The 15,385-nt window shown below is 61.3% G+C and carries 12 protein-coding genes; 8 read left to right on the top strand and 4 right to left on the bottom strand.

Annotation, left to right across the window (positions count from 1 at the left end):
- Positions 1-168 precede the first annotated feature (168 nt).
- Positions 169-681 carry a dihydrofolate reductase gene (locus tag BM062_RS15585; RefSeq protein WP_092398433.1) on the bottom strand — a complete coding sequence of 171 codons (513 nt, stop codon included), beginning with the start codon at positions 679-681 and terminating at the stop codon, positions 169-171.
- A complete protein-coding gene (locus BM062_RS25120; RefSeq protein ID WP_139220068.1) occupies positions 678-875 on the bottom strand; it encodes a hypothetical protein in 198 nt (65 codons plus the stop codon). Before BM062_RS25120 ends, BM062_RS15585 begins: the two co-directional genes overlap by 4 nt.
- 170 nt (positions 876-1,045) lie before the next feature.
- Between BM062_RS25120 and BM062_RS15580 the strand changes: the two genes are divergently transcribed.
- The 6 genes from BM062_RS15580 to BM062_RS15555 all read left to right on the top strand — a co-directional run bounded on the left by BM062_RS15580 (position 1,046) and on the right by BM062_RS15555 (position 11,637).
- Complete coding sequence (locus tag BM062_RS15580; RefSeq protein ID WP_305763970.1) at positions 1,046-2,608, top strand: glucan biosynthesis protein G; 1,563 nt, start codon at positions 1,046-1,048, stop codon at positions 2,606-2,608.
- Positions 2,581-5,202, top strand: a complete 2,622-nt coding sequence (mdoH, locus tag BM062_RS15575; protein WP_175501033.1) for a glucans biosynthesis glucosyltransferase MdoH — start codon at positions 2,581-2,583, stop codon at positions 5,200-5,202. The genes BM062_RS15580 and mdoH overlap by 28 nt, the downstream gene beginning before the upstream one ends.
- A gap of 34 nt (positions 5,203-5,236) precedes the next feature.
- On the top strand, positions 5,237-6,832 hold the full coding sequence (locus tag BM062_RS15570) for an OpgD/OpgG family glucan biosynthesis protein (protein ID WP_092398427.1): 1,596 nt from the start codon (positions 5,237-5,239) through the stop codon (positions 6,830-6,832).
- A 147-nt stretch (positions 6,833-6,979) separates the two neighbouring features.
- On the top strand, positions 6,980-8,851 hold the full coding sequence (locus tag BM062_RS15565; RefSeq protein ID WP_092398425.1) for an ABC transporter ATP-binding protein: 1,872 nt from the start codon (positions 6,980-6,982) through the stop codon (positions 8,849-8,851).
- Between the two features lie 75 nt (positions 8,852-8,926).
- Positions 8,927-10,189: an efflux RND transporter periplasmic adaptor subunit gene (locus BM062_RS15560; protein WP_254785096.1), complete on the top strand. Its 1,263-nt coding sequence runs from the start codon at positions 8,927-8,929 to the stop codon at positions 10,187-10,189.
- A gap of 44 nt (positions 10,190-10,233) precedes the next feature.
- Positions 10,234-11,637, top strand: coding sequence for an efflux transporter outer membrane subunit (locus tag BM062_RS15555; protein ID WP_254785095.1), 1,404 nt, complete (start codon positions 10,234-10,236; stop codon positions 11,635-11,637).
- A gap of 6 nt (positions 11,638-11,643) precedes the next feature.
- On the opposite strand, the gene BM062_RS15550 is transcribed toward BM062_RS15555, so the two are convergent.
- The gene (locus tag BM062_RS15550; RefSeq protein WP_092398569.1) at positions 11,644-12,438 is read right to left on the bottom strand and encodes a thymidylate synthase; all 795 of its coding nucleotides are present in this window, start codon (positions 12,436-12,438) and stop codon (positions 11,644-11,646) included.
- 345 nt (positions 12,439-12,783) lie between these two features.
- On the opposite strand from BM062_RS15550, the gene BM062_RS15545 reads away from it, so the two are divergent.
- Both BM062_RS15545 and purU read left to right on the top strand, forming a co-directional pair.
- The gene (locus BM062_RS15545; RefSeq protein ID WP_092398419.1) at positions 12,784-13,314 is read left to right on the top strand and encodes a bactofilin family protein; all 531 of its coding nucleotides are present in this window, start codon (positions 12,784-12,786) and stop codon (positions 13,312-13,314) included.
- Positions 13,315-13,499: 185 nt separating this feature from the next.
- The gene (gene purU, locus BM062_RS15540) at positions 13,500-14,369 is read left to right on the top strand and encodes a formyltetrahydrofolate deformylase (protein ID WP_092398417.1); all 870 of its coding nucleotides are present in this window, start codon (positions 13,500-13,502) and stop codon (positions 14,367-14,369) included.
- Between the two features lie 73 nt (positions 14,370-14,442).
- Here purU and tal read toward each other — a convergent pair whose 3' ends face one another.
- Entirely contained in the window at positions 14,443-15,378 is a 936-nt protein-coding gene (gene tal, locus BM062_RS15535; protein ID WP_092398415.1) for a transaldolase, read from the bottom strand.
- Between the last annotated feature and the right edge of the window lie 7 nt (positions 15,379-15,385).

Genomic DNA, 15,385 nt, shown 5'->3' with positions numbered 1-15,385 from the left:
TGTTCCAGCACAGCCGCAGATGGCGGCTGCACCAAAATCGTGATCAGTTTCAGCCTCGCGGCCGCTGAAAAAAGAAAGTCGAATTTTCGCAGATATGCACGGATTAGGGGATAAAGATGAGGGAATTCCTGCAGAAAACAACAGTTGTCATTCCATCACCGGGCCGGGTCAGCTGCCGGCCTCGTCGAGGCTGGGCGAACGGCGCTGGTAAACCACAAACGCGTAGTCGAAACCGTTGGCCTCGGAATGGTGGGTTTCGCGCGAGATTTCCTGCCACTGGAGCGGATCGCGCGCCGGGAAAAAGGCGTCGCAGTCGAAGCTATGCTGGATTTCGGTGACGATCAGCCGTTGCACCAGGTCCTGCGCCGCGGCGTAGATCTCGGCGCCGCCGATGATGAAGGCTTCGGCGGCGCCGACCATGGCGGCAGCCGCGGCCAGCGAAGGCGCGCTTTCGACGCCGTCATGGCGCCAGCCGGGATTGCGCGTGATGACGATATTGCGCCGTTGCGGCAGCGGCCGGCCTATCGATTCAAAGGTCTTGCGGCCCATGATGATGGGATGGCCCGAGGTAGTGCGTTTGAAATGCGCCAGGTCCTCCGGCAAATGCCAGGGCAGGGTGTTGCGGATGCCGATGCCGTTGCGGGCGTCGGTCGCGACGATAATGGTGAGGCGAGGAGTCATGGGCGCTGTGGTGCATGGGCCTGCTTATTTGCGGGCTGGGTAAAAAAGGGTGATATTACTATAAAGTCTTGCAAGGAACTTTGTCCGCTTGTCATTGCTCTTAAATGCCAGGGCCTGTTAACCTGGGGCAGGGATTTTTCTTCATTTTTCACTTGTATGGTGTTATTTTGCTGCCGATTTGGCAATTCTGCCATGGCGCAGTCCTTGCATGGTGGTGACGCAAGGGCCGATACAAAGTGTTGCCAACCAGTTTCTTGATGGACATAAAAAATTATAGAACACTGATAAACTACCGCCTACTCTCGATGCAGCCAGCGCCGGCGCACTCGGGCAGGTCATAACAGCAGTGTCAGATGGGAATCCAATGCATTTAAATTTGTTTCAGCGGGCGCAGCCGCGCATCCCCGCTCTAGCGCGGGCACGCTCAGTTGTCCTGCCGGTTGCCTTGCTGCTGCCATTAATAGGCGGCAATGCTTCCGCCTTCGATTTCAATAATGTTGCCAGGCAGGCAAAGGAACTTGCGGCAAGTTCGTACAGCAAGCCAGAGGGCAACCTGCCGAAAGAAATCAGCAACCTCGAATACGAGCAATACAAGGACATCCGCTTCCTTCCTGAAAAATTTACCTGGCGCAGCCAGAAGCTGCCCTTTGAACTGGCGTTCTTCCACGAAGGATATGCCTTCGACCAGCCGGTCAAGATCAACGAGATCAACGGCCAGAGCGTGAAGGAAATCCGCTTCGACCCCAACGACTTCGACTACGGCAGCAACAAGGTCGATACGCGCAAGCTGCGCTCGCTGGGTTTCGCCGGCTTCCGTGTGCATTACCCGCTCAATACGAATAAATACAAGGATGAGGTTTTGTCGTTCCTCGGCGCCAGCTACTTCCGCGCCTTGGGCAAAGACCAGACTTATGGCCTGTCGGCAAGAGGCCTGGCGATCGATACCGGCCTGAGTTCGGGTGAGGAATTCCCGCGTTTTACCGAGTTCTGGATTGAACGGCCGAAAGCCAGCGACAAGGAGCTGACCATCTATGCCTTGCTCAACTCGCGCCGTGTCACCGGCGCTTATCGTTTTGTGCTGAAGCCGGGTTCGGACACCACGGTCGACGTCAAGGCCCAGCTGTACCTGCGCGAAAATGTCAGCAAGCTAGGGCTGGCGCCGCTGACCAGCATGTACTTGCATGGCGATAACCAGCGTTCGCAAGGCGAGGATTACCGGCCTGAGGTGCACGACTCGGACGGCTTGTCGGTAGCCTCCGGCACCGGCGAATGGATCTGGCGGCCGCTGGTCAATCCGAAGCGGCTCCTGGTGACGTCTTATTCGCTGAGCAACCCGGCCGGATTCGGCCTGATGCAGCGTGACCGCGATTTCGCCAGCTACCAGGACCTCGATGCCAAGTACGAACGGCGTCCCAGCGCCTGGGTCCAGCCCAAGGGCAACTGGGGCAGCGGCAGGGTAGAGCTGGTGCAGATCCCGACGCCGGATGAAACCAATGACAACGTGGTGGCGTTCTGGGTGCCGGAAACCGCGCCCAAGGTTGGTCAGCCCTTCAATCTGGAATACACTTTGTCATGGCAGAAGGATGCCGAAAAGCGGCCGCCTTTGTCATGGGTGACGCAGACCCGGCGCGGCTTTGGCTTCCAGAAGAAGAGCGACGACAACAGCCTCGGCCTGGTGGTCGATTTTGAAGGTCCGGTATTCAAGAAACTGTCCGACAAGGTCCAGCCTGAAGGCGTAGTCAGCGCCGACGACAACGGCAAGGTGCTGGAGACCAAGGTGTTCCGCAACGACGTTACCGGCGGCTGGCGCATGATGGTGCGGGTACGGCGCAACGAAGAAAACAAACCGGTCGAACTGCGCGGATTCTTGCGTGGCGGCAGCACAACCTTATCTGAAACCTGGAGTTACATATTACCGCCCAACTAGACCGCAAGCAGTTGCCCGAAGCGGGCCTGCCGGATAATTGTGATCGCTATCTAGAACGCCTGCCCTTGTCGGCGGAGCGGCGCGCGAGTTTGTCCCGGCAACTGGCGGTGGAAGGCGATACGCCAATGGCCACCTTGCACCGGGCCCTGGCCAGGGAAGCCGGCACCGGCGCCGCGGCGCCGCTGGCCGCCGACCTTGCCAACCCTAATCCTGCCTATGGTTCGGTGGCGGCGCGGCTGCAGCTGGCTTTTACGGAAGCGCCGGTTGCCGGGCAAGCCAGGCCGGCCGAGCCGCATCAGATACCGGACGTTTGCACCGATGGCGCGGGGCGCACCCGCATCGCGATTGCACCGCCGCTGCGGCGTACGCCGATCGTGGCCCATCCGTGGGGAACCTTGAATCCGCTGGTGCGCTGGATCGAAACCGCCAACAAGCAATTTGACTTGCGGCCGCGCGCCAAACAGCGGCGCCATAAAAAAGCGGCGCGTTCGACCGCGCTGCCGCAGCCGGAACCGCTGCCGGTCGCCGAGGCCGACAGCCAGGACCAGCACAAGAGCAAGTCGCGCGGCAACCTGCGGCGCATCGTGCTGCTGTTGCTGATGCTGGCGCAGACGGCAATGGCGACGTATTTCATGAGCGCGGTGCTGCCGTACCACGGCGACAAGCCGCTGGAACTGGTCACGCTGGGCCTGTTTGCCTTGCTGTTCTGCTGGGTTTCGGCTGGCTTCTGGACCGCGATGGCCGGTTTCCTGGTGCTGATGCGCGGCACCGACCGTTATGTGATTTCGCGCGAAGACGCCGCGCCAGGGCCGATTCCAGCCAGCGCCAGGACCGCGATCGTGATGCCGATCTGTAACGAAGACGTGACCAGGGTCTTTGCCGGCCTGCGCGCAACCTACGAGTCGGTTGCCGCCAGCGGTGAACTGGACCGTTTCGACTTCTTCGTATTGAGCGACAGCGGCGACAGCGATATCTGCAGCGCCGAGCTGGACGCCTGGGCCAGCCTGTGCCGCACCGTTGGCGGCTTCGGCCGCATCTTTTACCGGCACCGGCGCCGCCGCGTAAAGCGCAAGAGCGGCAATATCGACGATTTCTGCCGGCGCTGGGGCGCCAGCTACAGTTACATGATCGTGCTCGATGCCGACAGCGTCATGAGCGGCAGCTGCCTGACCACCCTGGTGCGCCTGATGGAAGCCAATCCCACCGCCGGTATTGTGCAGACCGCGCCGCGCGCGGCCGGCCGCGATACCTTGTATGCGCGCATCCAGCAGTTTTCGACGCGCGTCTACGGCCCCTTGTTTACCGCCGGCCTGCACTACTGGCAGCTGGGCGAGTCGCATTATTGGGGGCACAACGCCATCATCCGCCTGCAGCCGTTCATGGAGCATTGCGCGCTGGCGCCGCTGCCGGGCGAGGGCGCGCTGGCCGGCGAGATCCTGTCGCATGATTTTGTCGAAGCCGCGCTGATGCGGCGCGCCGGCTGGGGCGTGTGGATCGCCTACGACCTGGCCGGCAGCTACGAGGAAATGCCGCCCAACCTGCTCGATGAACTGAAGCGCGACCGCCGCTGGTGCCAGGGCAACCTGATGAACTTCCGCCTGTTCCTGGCGCGCGGCATGCATGCCGTGCACCGCGCAGTGTTCGTGACCGGCGTCATGGCGTATCTGTCGGCGCCGCTGTGGTTCCTGTCGCTGATGCTGTCGACGGTATTGCTGGCGGTGCATACGCTGGTGGCGCCGGAATATTTCGTGACGCCTGGACAGCTGTTCCCGGTGTGGCCGGAATGGCATCCTGACCGCGCCCTGGCCTTGTTCAGCGCAACCGCAACTTTGCTGTTCCTGCCCAAGGTGCTGAGCGTGGTGCTGATCTGGGTCAAGGGCGCGCGCGAGTTCGGCGGCGCCATACGCCTGACGCTCAGCATGATCATGGAACTGCTGTTCTCGATGCTGCTGGCGCCGGTACGCATGCTGTTCCATACCCGCTTCGTGATCGGCGCTTTCCTGGGCTGGACCATCAGCTGGAAATCGCCGCCGCGCGAGGACGCCGAAACCAGCTGGGGCGAAGCGATGCGCCGCCACGGCGGGCATACGTTGCTGGGCCTGCTGTGGGGCGGCGGCGTGTATTGGCTGGAGCCGGGATTCCTGTGGTGGCTGTTGCCGATCGTCGGTTCGCTGATGCTGTCGATCCCGTTGTCGGTGTTCTCCAGCCGGGTGACGCTCGGCCGCAGCTTCCGCCACGCCCGCCTGTTCGTGATCCCGGAAGAGGTCGACCTGCCGGCTGAACTGGCGGCCACCACCGTGTATAACGACAATGGCAAGGTGCTGGCGAAATTCAACGATGCGGTGATCGACCCGGTCGTGAACGCCCTGGTGTGCGCGGCGGTAAGCGCCCGTCCGGGCGTGCCGGCGGCGACCCGGGCGGGGCGTGCGGCGCTGCTGCAGGCCGCATTGAAAGGCGGCCCCGACGGTTTGTCGCCGCGTCAAAAGAATGCATTGCTGGATGATCCCTTGACCCTGTCCCAGCTGCATTTCGAAGTCTGGAATTCGGAGCAAGCCAACCGGCGCTGGCAGGCCCTGACTGCCGCAGCGCGCTGAGCCAGCTCATCGTTCTCATTCAATAAGGAGCACCATGTTACGACGTGATTTTCTGAAGGCGTCGGCGGCACTCGCTGCCGCCGGTTTTCCTGCAACTTCGCTGCTGGCCGCGGGAACCGCGCCGGCACAATTGAAATTCCTGGGCCAGCCGCAAGCCTTTGATTACGCCTGGCTCAAGGGCCACGCAAAACAACTCGCCGGCAAAGCCTATGAACCGCCGGTGAACCATATCCCGCCCGAGGTCAAGGCGCTCGACTGGGACCAGTACCAGGCAATCAGCTATCGCGATGGCCATGCCTTGTGGGGCGAAGACCAGCTGCGTTTCCAGGTCAAGTTTTTCCACCTCGGCCTGTTCTTCAAGAGCCCGGTGCAGATCTACGAATTGAAGAACGGCCAGGCGCAAGAGCTGGCTTACGACTCGGCCATGTTCAACTACGGCAAGAGCGGCCTGAAGGCTGATCATATGCCGAAGGATCTCGGCTTTGCCGGCTTCCGCGTGAATTTCCATACCGACCTCGAGCGCGACATCACGGCGTTCCTGGGCGCCAGCTATTTCCGCGCGGTCGGCGCCGAATGGCAGTACGGTTTGTCGGCGCGTGGCCTGGCCATCGATTGCGGCATGGACAAGCCGGAAGAATTCCCGATGTTTACCAGTTTCTGGCTGGAGCGCCCGGCCAAGGATTCCGGCAAGCTGGTGGTCTATGCGCTGCTCGATTCGCCAAGCGTCGCCGGCGCTTACCGCTTCGAAATCCAGCCGTCGGCCACCATGGTGATGGATGTGGATGTCGCGCTGTATCCGCGCAAGACCATCGAACGGATGGGCGTGGCGCCGCTGACCAGCATGTTCCAGTATGGCGAGAACGACCGCCGCATCGGCGCCAGCGACGACTGGCGTCCGGAAATCCATGATTCCGACGGCCTTGCCATGCAGCGCGGCAACGGCGAATGGATCTGGCGTCCGCTGGTCAATCCCGAACACTTGCGCTTCAACGCTTACCAGGATGAAAATCCGCGCGGTTTCGGCCTGCTGCAGCGCGACCGCAATTTCGACCATTACCAGGATGACGGCGTGTTCTACGACCGCCGTCCGAGCCTGTGGGTGGAGCCGAAATCAGGCTGGGGCAAGGGCACGGTACAATTGGTGGAAATCCCCACCGCCGACGAAACCTTCGACAATATCGTCGCCTTCTGGAATCCGGCCGACAAGCCGCAAGCCGGTCAGGAACGGCTGTTTGCCTACCGCCTGCACTGGGGCAGCAAGATGCCGTTCACGCCGCCGCTGGCGCAAGTCATGGCGACCCGCACCGGCATGGGCGGCGTGGTTGGCCAGAAGCGGGCTTATTACTCGCGCCGTTTCGCGATCGATTTTGCCGGCGGCGACCTGGCTTTGCTGGGCAAGGACGCCAAGGTCAAGCCGATGATCAGTGTTTCGCGCGGCAAGGTCGAGATTACTTCGGCGCGTCCGCTGGACGCGATCCACGGCTATCGCGTGATGTTCGACCTGAAGCCTGTCGACGACAGCGTCGAGCCGATCGATATCCGGGTCTACCTGGCGGCGGACAGCCAGCCGCTGAGCGAGACCTGGCTGTACCAGTGGACTCCGCCGGCGCCGGCCAAGCGCATTTATTAGCAGACTGTTACAACGGTTTCACGAGTCAAAAGCAGGGCGGCCACTTGTGCCGTCCTGCCTGGCTGCGTTCAGAACCGCCTGCTAAATTTACAATATACTGTTGGGCTTGGGTCAGCTTTTTGCCCTGCCTATTTTTGGAGTATTTCCATGTTTGGTTGGTTCGAAAGACTGTTGTATCCGTATCCGGATACGGTCATGACGCCGCCGCCGCGCGGTTTTTTTGCGTTTGTCTGGGCCTGCACCAAGGGCCTGCGTCCCTACATCATTGCGATGACCTTGCTGACCGCCGTCACCGGCGCGTTCGAAGCTTTGCTGTTTGCCATGATGGGACGCATCGTCGACTGGCTCGGCCATGTGCAGCCGGCGGACCTGTGGAGCCATGAAAGCCGCAACCTGCTGTTGCTGGCGGCGATACTGCTGGCCAGCCCGGTGATCGTCGCCTTGCAAAGCATGTTCAAGCAGCAGGCGCTGGCGGGCAATTTCCCGATGCTGCTGCGCTGGAAATTCCACCGCCTGATGCTGAACCAGAGCATGCACTTTTACCAGGACGAGTTTGCCGGCCGGGTTGCCACCAAGGTCATGCAGACCTCGCTGGCAGTGCGCGACGTCTGCATGATCCTGTGCGATATCCTGGTGTTCGTGATGATCTATTTCGTCACCATGGTGGCGGTGGTCGGCAGTTTCGACGGCTGGATGCTGGTGCCGTTCCTCGGCTGGCTGGCGCTGTATGCCTCGGCGCTGCGTTATTTCGTGCCGCGCCTGAGCAAGGTAGCGAAGGCCCAGGCCGACGCGCGTTCCCTGATGACCGGCCGCATTACCGACGCTTACACCAACATCGCTACCGTCAAGCTGTTCTCGCATGCAGGCCGCGAAGCCGGTTATGCGCGCTCGGCGATGCAGGAATTCCTGCAGACGGTGCACGGCCAGATGCGCCTGGTGACCGGGTTTGAAATCGTCAACCATACCTTGAGCATGCTGCTGATCCTGAGCACCGCCGGCGTTGCGCTATGGCTGTGGACCCAGGGCCAGGTCGGCATCGGCGCGGTGGCGGCGGCGACCGCGATGGCCTTGCGCCTGAACGGCATTTCACACTGGGTGATGTGGGAATTCGCTTCCTTGTTCGAGCAGGTCGGCACGGTGCAGGACGGCATCAACACCTTGTCGCGCCAGCAGGCAGTGGTGGACCAGGCCGGCGCCAAGCCGCTGCAGGTCAGGCAGGGCACGCTCGATTTCGAGCGTGTCGGTTTTGCCTATGGCGGCCAGCGGCCGGTGATCGACCAGTTGTCCCTGCATATCCGCCCCGGCGAAAAGATCGGCCTGGTCGGCCGTTCCGGCGCGGGTAAATCGACTATCGTCAACCTGCTGCTGCGGTTTTACGATGTCGAGCAGGGCCGCATCCTGATCGATAGCCAGGATATCGCGCACGTCACGCAAGACAGCTTGCGGGCGCAGGTCGGCATGGTGACGCAGGATACGTCCCTGCTGCACCGTTCGGTGCGCGACAACCTGTTGTACGGCCGCCCTGACGCCACCGACGCCGACATGCTGGTGGCGGCGCAGCGGGCGGAGGCGCATGACTTCATCCTGACCCTGACCGATCCCAAGGGCCGCACCGGCTATGACGCCCATGTCGGCGAACGCGGCGTCAAGCTGTCCGGCGGCCAGCGCCAGCGGATTGCGATTGCGCGCGTGATGCTGAAAGATGCGCCTATCCTGTTGCTGGATGAAGCCACCAGCGCACTCGATTCGGAAGTCGAAGCGGCGATCCAGGCCAGCCTGTATCGGCTGATGGAAGGTAAGACGGTGGTGGCGATTGCGCACCGTTTGTCGACCATCGCTGCCATGGATCGCCTGATTGTGCTCGACAAGGGCCGCATAGTGGAAGAGGGCGATCACCGCAGCCTGCTGGAACGCGGCGGCCTGTATGCGCGCCTGTGGGCACACCAGAGCGGCGGTTTCCTCGGCGAAGAAGTGGACGAAGATGTGCTGCCGGGCGAGACCCAGGCTGCACTGGCTTGAAACAAACTCAAAAAGCGCGCTGTTCATTGTTGTTTCTGTTGTTCCTGAAATCTGATTACTCCTGAGTTTGCACCGATGACTGTTGATCCAACCGATAAATCCGCTTTGCCAACCGCGTTCGGCCACTCCGGCCGGCGCTGGCTGACGGCCATCCTGGCGCTCCTGATTGCAGCGGGAGCGGGCTTCCTGGTATGGAAGGCGTTCGGGCAGCGGCCGCCGCCGGCGCCTAAACCTGCGCCGGTGCGGCTGCAGACTGAAACGGTGCAGCGCGGCGATATCGAACAGGCGGTGCTTGCCAGCGGCAAGCTGCAGTTGCATAAATACAGCGACGTCGTGGCCCAGGTGTCGGGCCAGGTCAAGGATGTGCTGGTGTCGGTGGGCGACGAGGTCAAGGCCGGCAAGATGGTGGTCGAGATCACGCCGACCCTGCCGTCGGCGCGGCTGGAAAGCAACCGCGCCCAGCTGGCGCGGCTGCAGGCGGAGCTGGCGGACCAGCGCGCGCAACTCGATTTCGCCGAGCTGCAATTCAAGCGCCAGACGCAGCTGAAAGCGGAAAACGCCACGCGCGAAGAATCTTTCGAGTCGAGCCGCATGAGCATGTATTCGGCGGCGGCAAGGGTGGAGGCGATCAATGCCCAGATCCGCCAGACCGAAAGCACCATGAAGGACGATGAAGAAACGCGCAGCCATACGCAGGTAGCGGCGCCGATCAGCGGCACCGTGGTGTCGGTGGCGGCGCGCCCGGGCCAGGCGATAGGCGTCGGCCAGACGATGGTGCCTTTGTTGCGGATCGCCGACCTGGGCCGGCTGACGGTGCAGGCCAGGGTGGCGGAAATCGACGTGCCGCTGCTGCGCAAGGGAATGACCGCCTATTTCAGCACGCCGGGTTATCCGGGCAAGCGCTGGTCGGGCAAGTTGCGGCAAGTGGTGCCGGTGCCGGCCGACAGTTCGGGCGAGCAGGGCAAGCAGACTTTCTACAACGTCTTGTTCGAAGTCGACAATCCACAACAGGAACTGATGAGCGGCATGAGCGCCCAGGTCCGCTTTGTGCTGGCGCAAGCCCAAAATGCGGTGCTGCTGCCGGTGGCGCTGCTGGGCAAGCCGGAAGTCGACGGCAGTTATCTGGTGAATGTGGCCGAGGCCGGCCAGCAGGCTAGTCCGCGCAAGATAAAAATCGGCATTCGCAGCGAGCAGATGGCACAGGTATTGTCTGGATTGGAGCCCGGCGAGCAGGTAGTGGTGGCCGGGGCGGCTGCGGTTGCGCCAGTACCGGCGCCGGCGGCAAAAAATGCCGTGGCGCCCGCGGCGGCAGCAGCCTCAGCGCCGAAAGCGCGCTGATGGAGTCGCCGATGAATCGCTTTTTTCTTCGCCGCCGGAGTTATATGGCTGCTTGCGTGAGCGTGCTGCTGCTGTCAGCCTGCGCCAGCCAGGTCGAGATCAGGGAGCCGACGCCCAGCGTGGAGATTCCGCAAAGCTGGGACCTGTCCGCCAACACCGGCGAGCAGGACTGGCCGGACAGCGGCTGGTGGAAGCGCTTCGGCAGCGACGAGCTGAGCCAGCTGGTGGCGCAAGGACAGAGCAGCAACCTGGAAATTGCCGCCGCCATCTCGCGGGTGCGCCAGGCCGAGGCGCAAGCACGGATTGCCGGCGCGCCTTTGCTGCCCAATGCGGATTTTTCAACCAGCATCAACCGGGCGTTGCCGCTCGCCTCCAGCGGCAGCGCCGTGACCTCTACCAGCGGCCTGGTCGAGATCGGCTATGAAGTCGATTTCTGGGGCAAGAACCGGGCCGGGCTGGCCGCCGCGGAAGCGTCTTTGCAAGCCAATCGCTATGACCGGGAAACGGTGGCGCTGACCGTCACCAGCGGCATTGTCTCGACTTACCTGCAAGTGCTGTCGCTGCGCGACCGCATCGAAATCGCCCAGCAAAACGTCGACAATGCGGAGCGGGTGCTGAAACTGGTGTCGGCGCAAAGCCGCGCCGGCTCTGCTTCGCCGCTGGACCTGGCGCGGCAGCGCTCGGCGGTGGCCGGGCAGAAAGCCGTGATTCCCGATCTCAAGCAGCAGGAGCGCGAAGCGCAGACTGCATTGGCGATACTGCTGGGACGGCCGCCCCAGACCTTCACCGTCAACGAGGCGGGACTGGCCAAGATTTTGCTGCCGCAGGTGACTCCCGGCTTGCCGTCGGAATTGCTGTCGCGGCGTCCCGACATACGCCACGTCGAGGCTGAATTGGCCGCCGCCAATGCCAACGTCGCCAACGCCCGCGCCGCGCTGTTTCCCAGCATCCGCCTGACCGGTTCGGCTGGCGGCCAGAGCAACGCATTGCTGTCGCTGTTTAACGGCCCCAACATGCTGGCCAACCTCGGCGCCGGACTGGTGGCGCCTATTTTCGACGCCGGCCGCCTGAGCAGCCAGCGCGACCTGGCGATCGCCCAGAAACAGGAGCTGGTGCAGGTTTACCGTTCGACGGTGATCGCGGCATTGTCCGAAGTCGATACGGCGCTGGGGCAGATCCGCAGCCTGGATGAACAGCGCAAGTTGAAAGTCACGGAAATGGAGCAGGCGCGCTTTGCTTTCGAATTGTCGGAAATTCGTTATCGCGTCGGCGCCGAAGATTTGATGACGGTGCTGGATACACAGCGTTCCTTGTCGGAGGTGCAGAACGAACTTGGCCAGATCAAGCTCAAGCGCCTGAAAGCCACGGTATCGCTGTATAAAGCCTTGGGCGGAGGCTGGCAGGACGTACAGGCCAGGCCCGCCGCCGAGCCGACACAGGGCAGTTAGCGCCGCTTATACCGCGACCGGCGCCTTGATGTGCGCTTGCGGGTGATAGTCGAGGATCTCGAAATCCTCGAACCGATAATCGAAAATCGATTCCGGCTTGCGCTTGATCTCCAGGCGCGGCAGCGGCCCCGGGCTGCGCGACAGCTGCTCTTCGACTTGCGCCGCGTGGTTGGAATACAAATGGCAATCGCCGCCGGTCCAGATGAAGTCGCCAACCTCCAGCCCGCACTGCTGGGCCACCATGTGGGTCAGCAAGGCGTAGGAGGCGATGTTGAAGGGGACGCCCAGGAAGATGTCGGCGCTGCGCTGGTACAGCTGGCAGGACAGCTTGCCGTCGGCCACGTAGAACTGGAAGAAGGCGTGGCAGGGCGGCAGTTTCATCTGCGGGATATCGGCGACGTTCCAGGCTGAAACGATCAGCCTGCGCGAATCCGGGTTGTGCTTGATCTGCTCGACAACCTGCTTGATCTGGTCGATGTGCGCGCCGCCCGGCGCCGGCCACGAACGCCACTGAAAGCCGTAGATCGGCCCCAGGTTGCCGTCGCTGTCGGCCCATTCATCCCAAATTTTTACGTCGTTGTCTTTTAGGTACTTGATGTTGGTGGAGCCGGCCAGGAACCAGATCAGTTCATGGATGATCGAGCGCAAGTGCAGTTTCTTGGTGGTCAGCAAGGGAAAGCCGTCTTGCAGGTTGAAACGCATCTGGTAGCCGAACACGGAGCGGGTGCCGGTGCCGGTGCGGTCGGTTTTGACTGTGCCATGTTGTTGCACATGACGCATGAGATCTAGGTATTGGCGCATTTTTTTGTGATAACGGAAACGGATCGTGAGATTGTAACGCATTGCCGCGGCCGGATCGCCGGCGCCGCAGATCCGGTATTGTCATAGCAATATCAGCATTGGCGTTTTGCTCCGGCCATTTATTTTTGTTGTACGCGCAGAAGATAAATGATTGATAATCAAAAGCGCATGCGGGTGGTTTTTACCAGACGCCGCATCCGGGCGACGGTTACAAATTAATGATTTTAGCTATGAACTTTTTGCGGAGGGTCTTCTCGAACGCTGTAGACCTATGTCATATATGGTCATTTCATTGTTATCGAAGCGCTGACCCGTTAGTGCAAGCAATACCTTCCAGGAGACCCCATGCTTAAATCAGAGAATTCGTTTTTCGGCGGCAAGCGAGAAACACCGACACCAAACTCCCCGTTCAGCGCCAGCAGCAACCTGACTTCCGGCAGCACCTCCATTCCAAAGGCGAATAATCCTGTGAGCACTCAAGCCAGCCATTCCGCATCCAGCACCAACGAAGTTGGCAGCAAGCTGATCGTCGGCCCGAACATCAAGCTCAAGGGCGTCGAAATCACCGATTGCGACACCTTGGTGGTCGAGGGCCGGGTTGAGGCGACGATGAATTCGCGCGTGATCCATATCGCTGAAAAAGGCGCGTTCAAGGGTTCGGCTGAAATCGACCTGGCCGAAATCTACGGTGAATTCGACGGCGACCTGACTGTCCGTGAAAAGCTGGTGATTTATTCGACCGGCAAGGTTTCCGGCAAAATCCGCTATGGCAAGGTTGTCATCGAAGAAGGCGGCCAGCTGACCGGTGAAGTGCAAGTCGGCACCTCGGCGGCATCCAGCGCCGCCAAGCCGGCTGCAGTTACTGCTGTAGCATAAGAGGCTGCCCCCGGCCGGGCGGCGTCCTGCCGACAAGGCCCGCGGCCTGTCCGGCCAGCGTTGTCTGTCTGCGGCAAAAACCAGAGTGGCGTCAAGCCACCCTGGTTTTTTGTCATGTACATGCAGGCATGCGACAATAGCGGCTTTGGCTCAACGCTAAAGCGCTTTCCGCCTCACACAAAACCATGAGCTATCCAGAATACATCCTTACCTTGTCCTGCCTCGACCAGCGCGGGATCGTCCACCGCGTCTCCGGCTTCCTGGCGGACCACGGCTGCAACATCATCGATTCGGCCCAGTTCGGCGACGCCCAGTCCCAGCTGTTTTTCATGCGCGTGCATTTTTCGTCGGAAGATGCGGCGGTTGCCGAAGAGCGCCTGAGGGCGGAATTTTCCGCGCTGGCCGACACCATGCAGATGCAATGGCAGCTGCATGATGCGTGCAAGAAGCCGCGCCTGATGCTGATGGTGTCGAAAATCGGCCATTGCCTGAACGACTTGCTGTTCCGTTACAAGAGCGGTTTGCTGCCGGTGGAAATTTCGGCCATCGTATCGAACCATACCGATTTCTATCAGCTGGCCGCCAGCTACAACATTCCGTTCCACCACCTGCCCCTGGCCGCAGGCGCTTCCAAGGAAGCCAAGCAGGCGCAGGAAGCCAAGGTGCTGGACATCGTCGAGGCCAACAACATCGACCTGGTGGTGCTGGCGCGCTACATGCAGATCCTGTCGCCGGCCATGTGCACCGCGCTGGCCGGGCGCGCCATCAATATCCACCATTCCTTCCTGCCCAGTTTCAAGGGCGCCAAACCTTATTACCAGGCGCATGAGCGCGGCGTCAAGCTGATCGGCGCCACCGCGCATTTCGTCACCGGCGACCTGGACGAGGGGCCGATCATCGAACAGGACGTGGCGCGCGTCGATCACGCGATGGAGCCGGAAACCTTGACGGCGATCGGGCGCGACGTCGAGTGCGTAGTGCTGGCGCGGGCGGTGAAATGGTTTGTCGAACACAGGATCTTGCTCAACGGGCACAAGACGGTGGTGTTCAAGTAAGAATAAAAAAATGGCCTCGATGTGAATCGAGGCCATTTTTCTTTCATTGCATCGCAGGATGCCGGAGCGGCTTTCAGCGCAAGGCGTCTACCAGCTTTTCCAGCTTGACCGCATCGGCGCTGAATTGGCGTATGCCTTCCGACAGCTTTTCAGTAGCCATCGCATCGTCGTTCAGCATGGTGCGGAACGTAGTCTCGTCCAGGTCGATTTTCTTCAGGTCGCTCAGCTTCGCCTCTTCAGGGTTGAGCTTGCGCCTGACCGGGGCGTCGCTCTCGGCCAGTTTCTGCAGCAGGTCGGGGCTGATGGTGAGCAGGTCGCAACCGGCCAGTTCGACGATTTGCGAAGTGTTGCGGAAGCTGGCGCCCATGACTTCGGTGGCGTAGCCGAATTTGCGGAAGTAGTTGTAAATCTGCTTGACCGACTGCACGCCGGGATCGTCGGCGCCGCTGTAGTCCTGGCCGCTGGATTTCTTGTACCAGTCGTAGATGCGGCCGACAAACGGCGAAATCAGCTGCACCTTGGCTTCGGCGCAGGCAATCGCCTGCGGCAGCGAAAACAGCAAGGTCAGGTTGCAATGGATGCCGGCCTTCTGCAGCACCTCGGCCGCCCGTATGCCTTCCCAGGTAGAGGCGATCTTGATCAGCACGCGTTCGCGGTCTATCCCGGCGGCTTCATACAGCTTGATCAGGGCGTGCCCTTTATCGATGCTGCCTTGGGTATCGAACGACAGGCGGGCATCGGTTTCGGTGGAGACCCGGCCCGGGATGATTTTCAGGATTTCCTTACCGAAGGTGATCAGCAGGTGGTCGATGATGTCGGCAGTCGACAGCTGCGCGTGTTCCTTGACTGTCTGGCTCAGCAGCGGCTGGTACTCCGGCTTTTGCACCGCTTTCAGGATCAGCGATGGATTGGTGGTGGCGTCGCGCGGCGCAAACGCCTTGATCGACTGGAAGTCGCCGGTGTCGGCAACAATGGTGGTGAATTGCTTGAGTTGTTCGAGTTGGTTCATGGCAGCG

It is taken from the genome of Collimonas sp. OK412 (assembly GCF_900112135.1).
Taxonomy (GTDB): domain Bacteria; phylum Pseudomonadota; class Gammaproteobacteria; order Burkholderiales; family Burkholderiaceae_D; genus Collimonas; species Collimonas rhizosphaerae.
The sequence above is the reverse complement of the archived record's forward strand: the minus strand, read 5'-3'. Positions and strand labels throughout refer to the sequence as shown.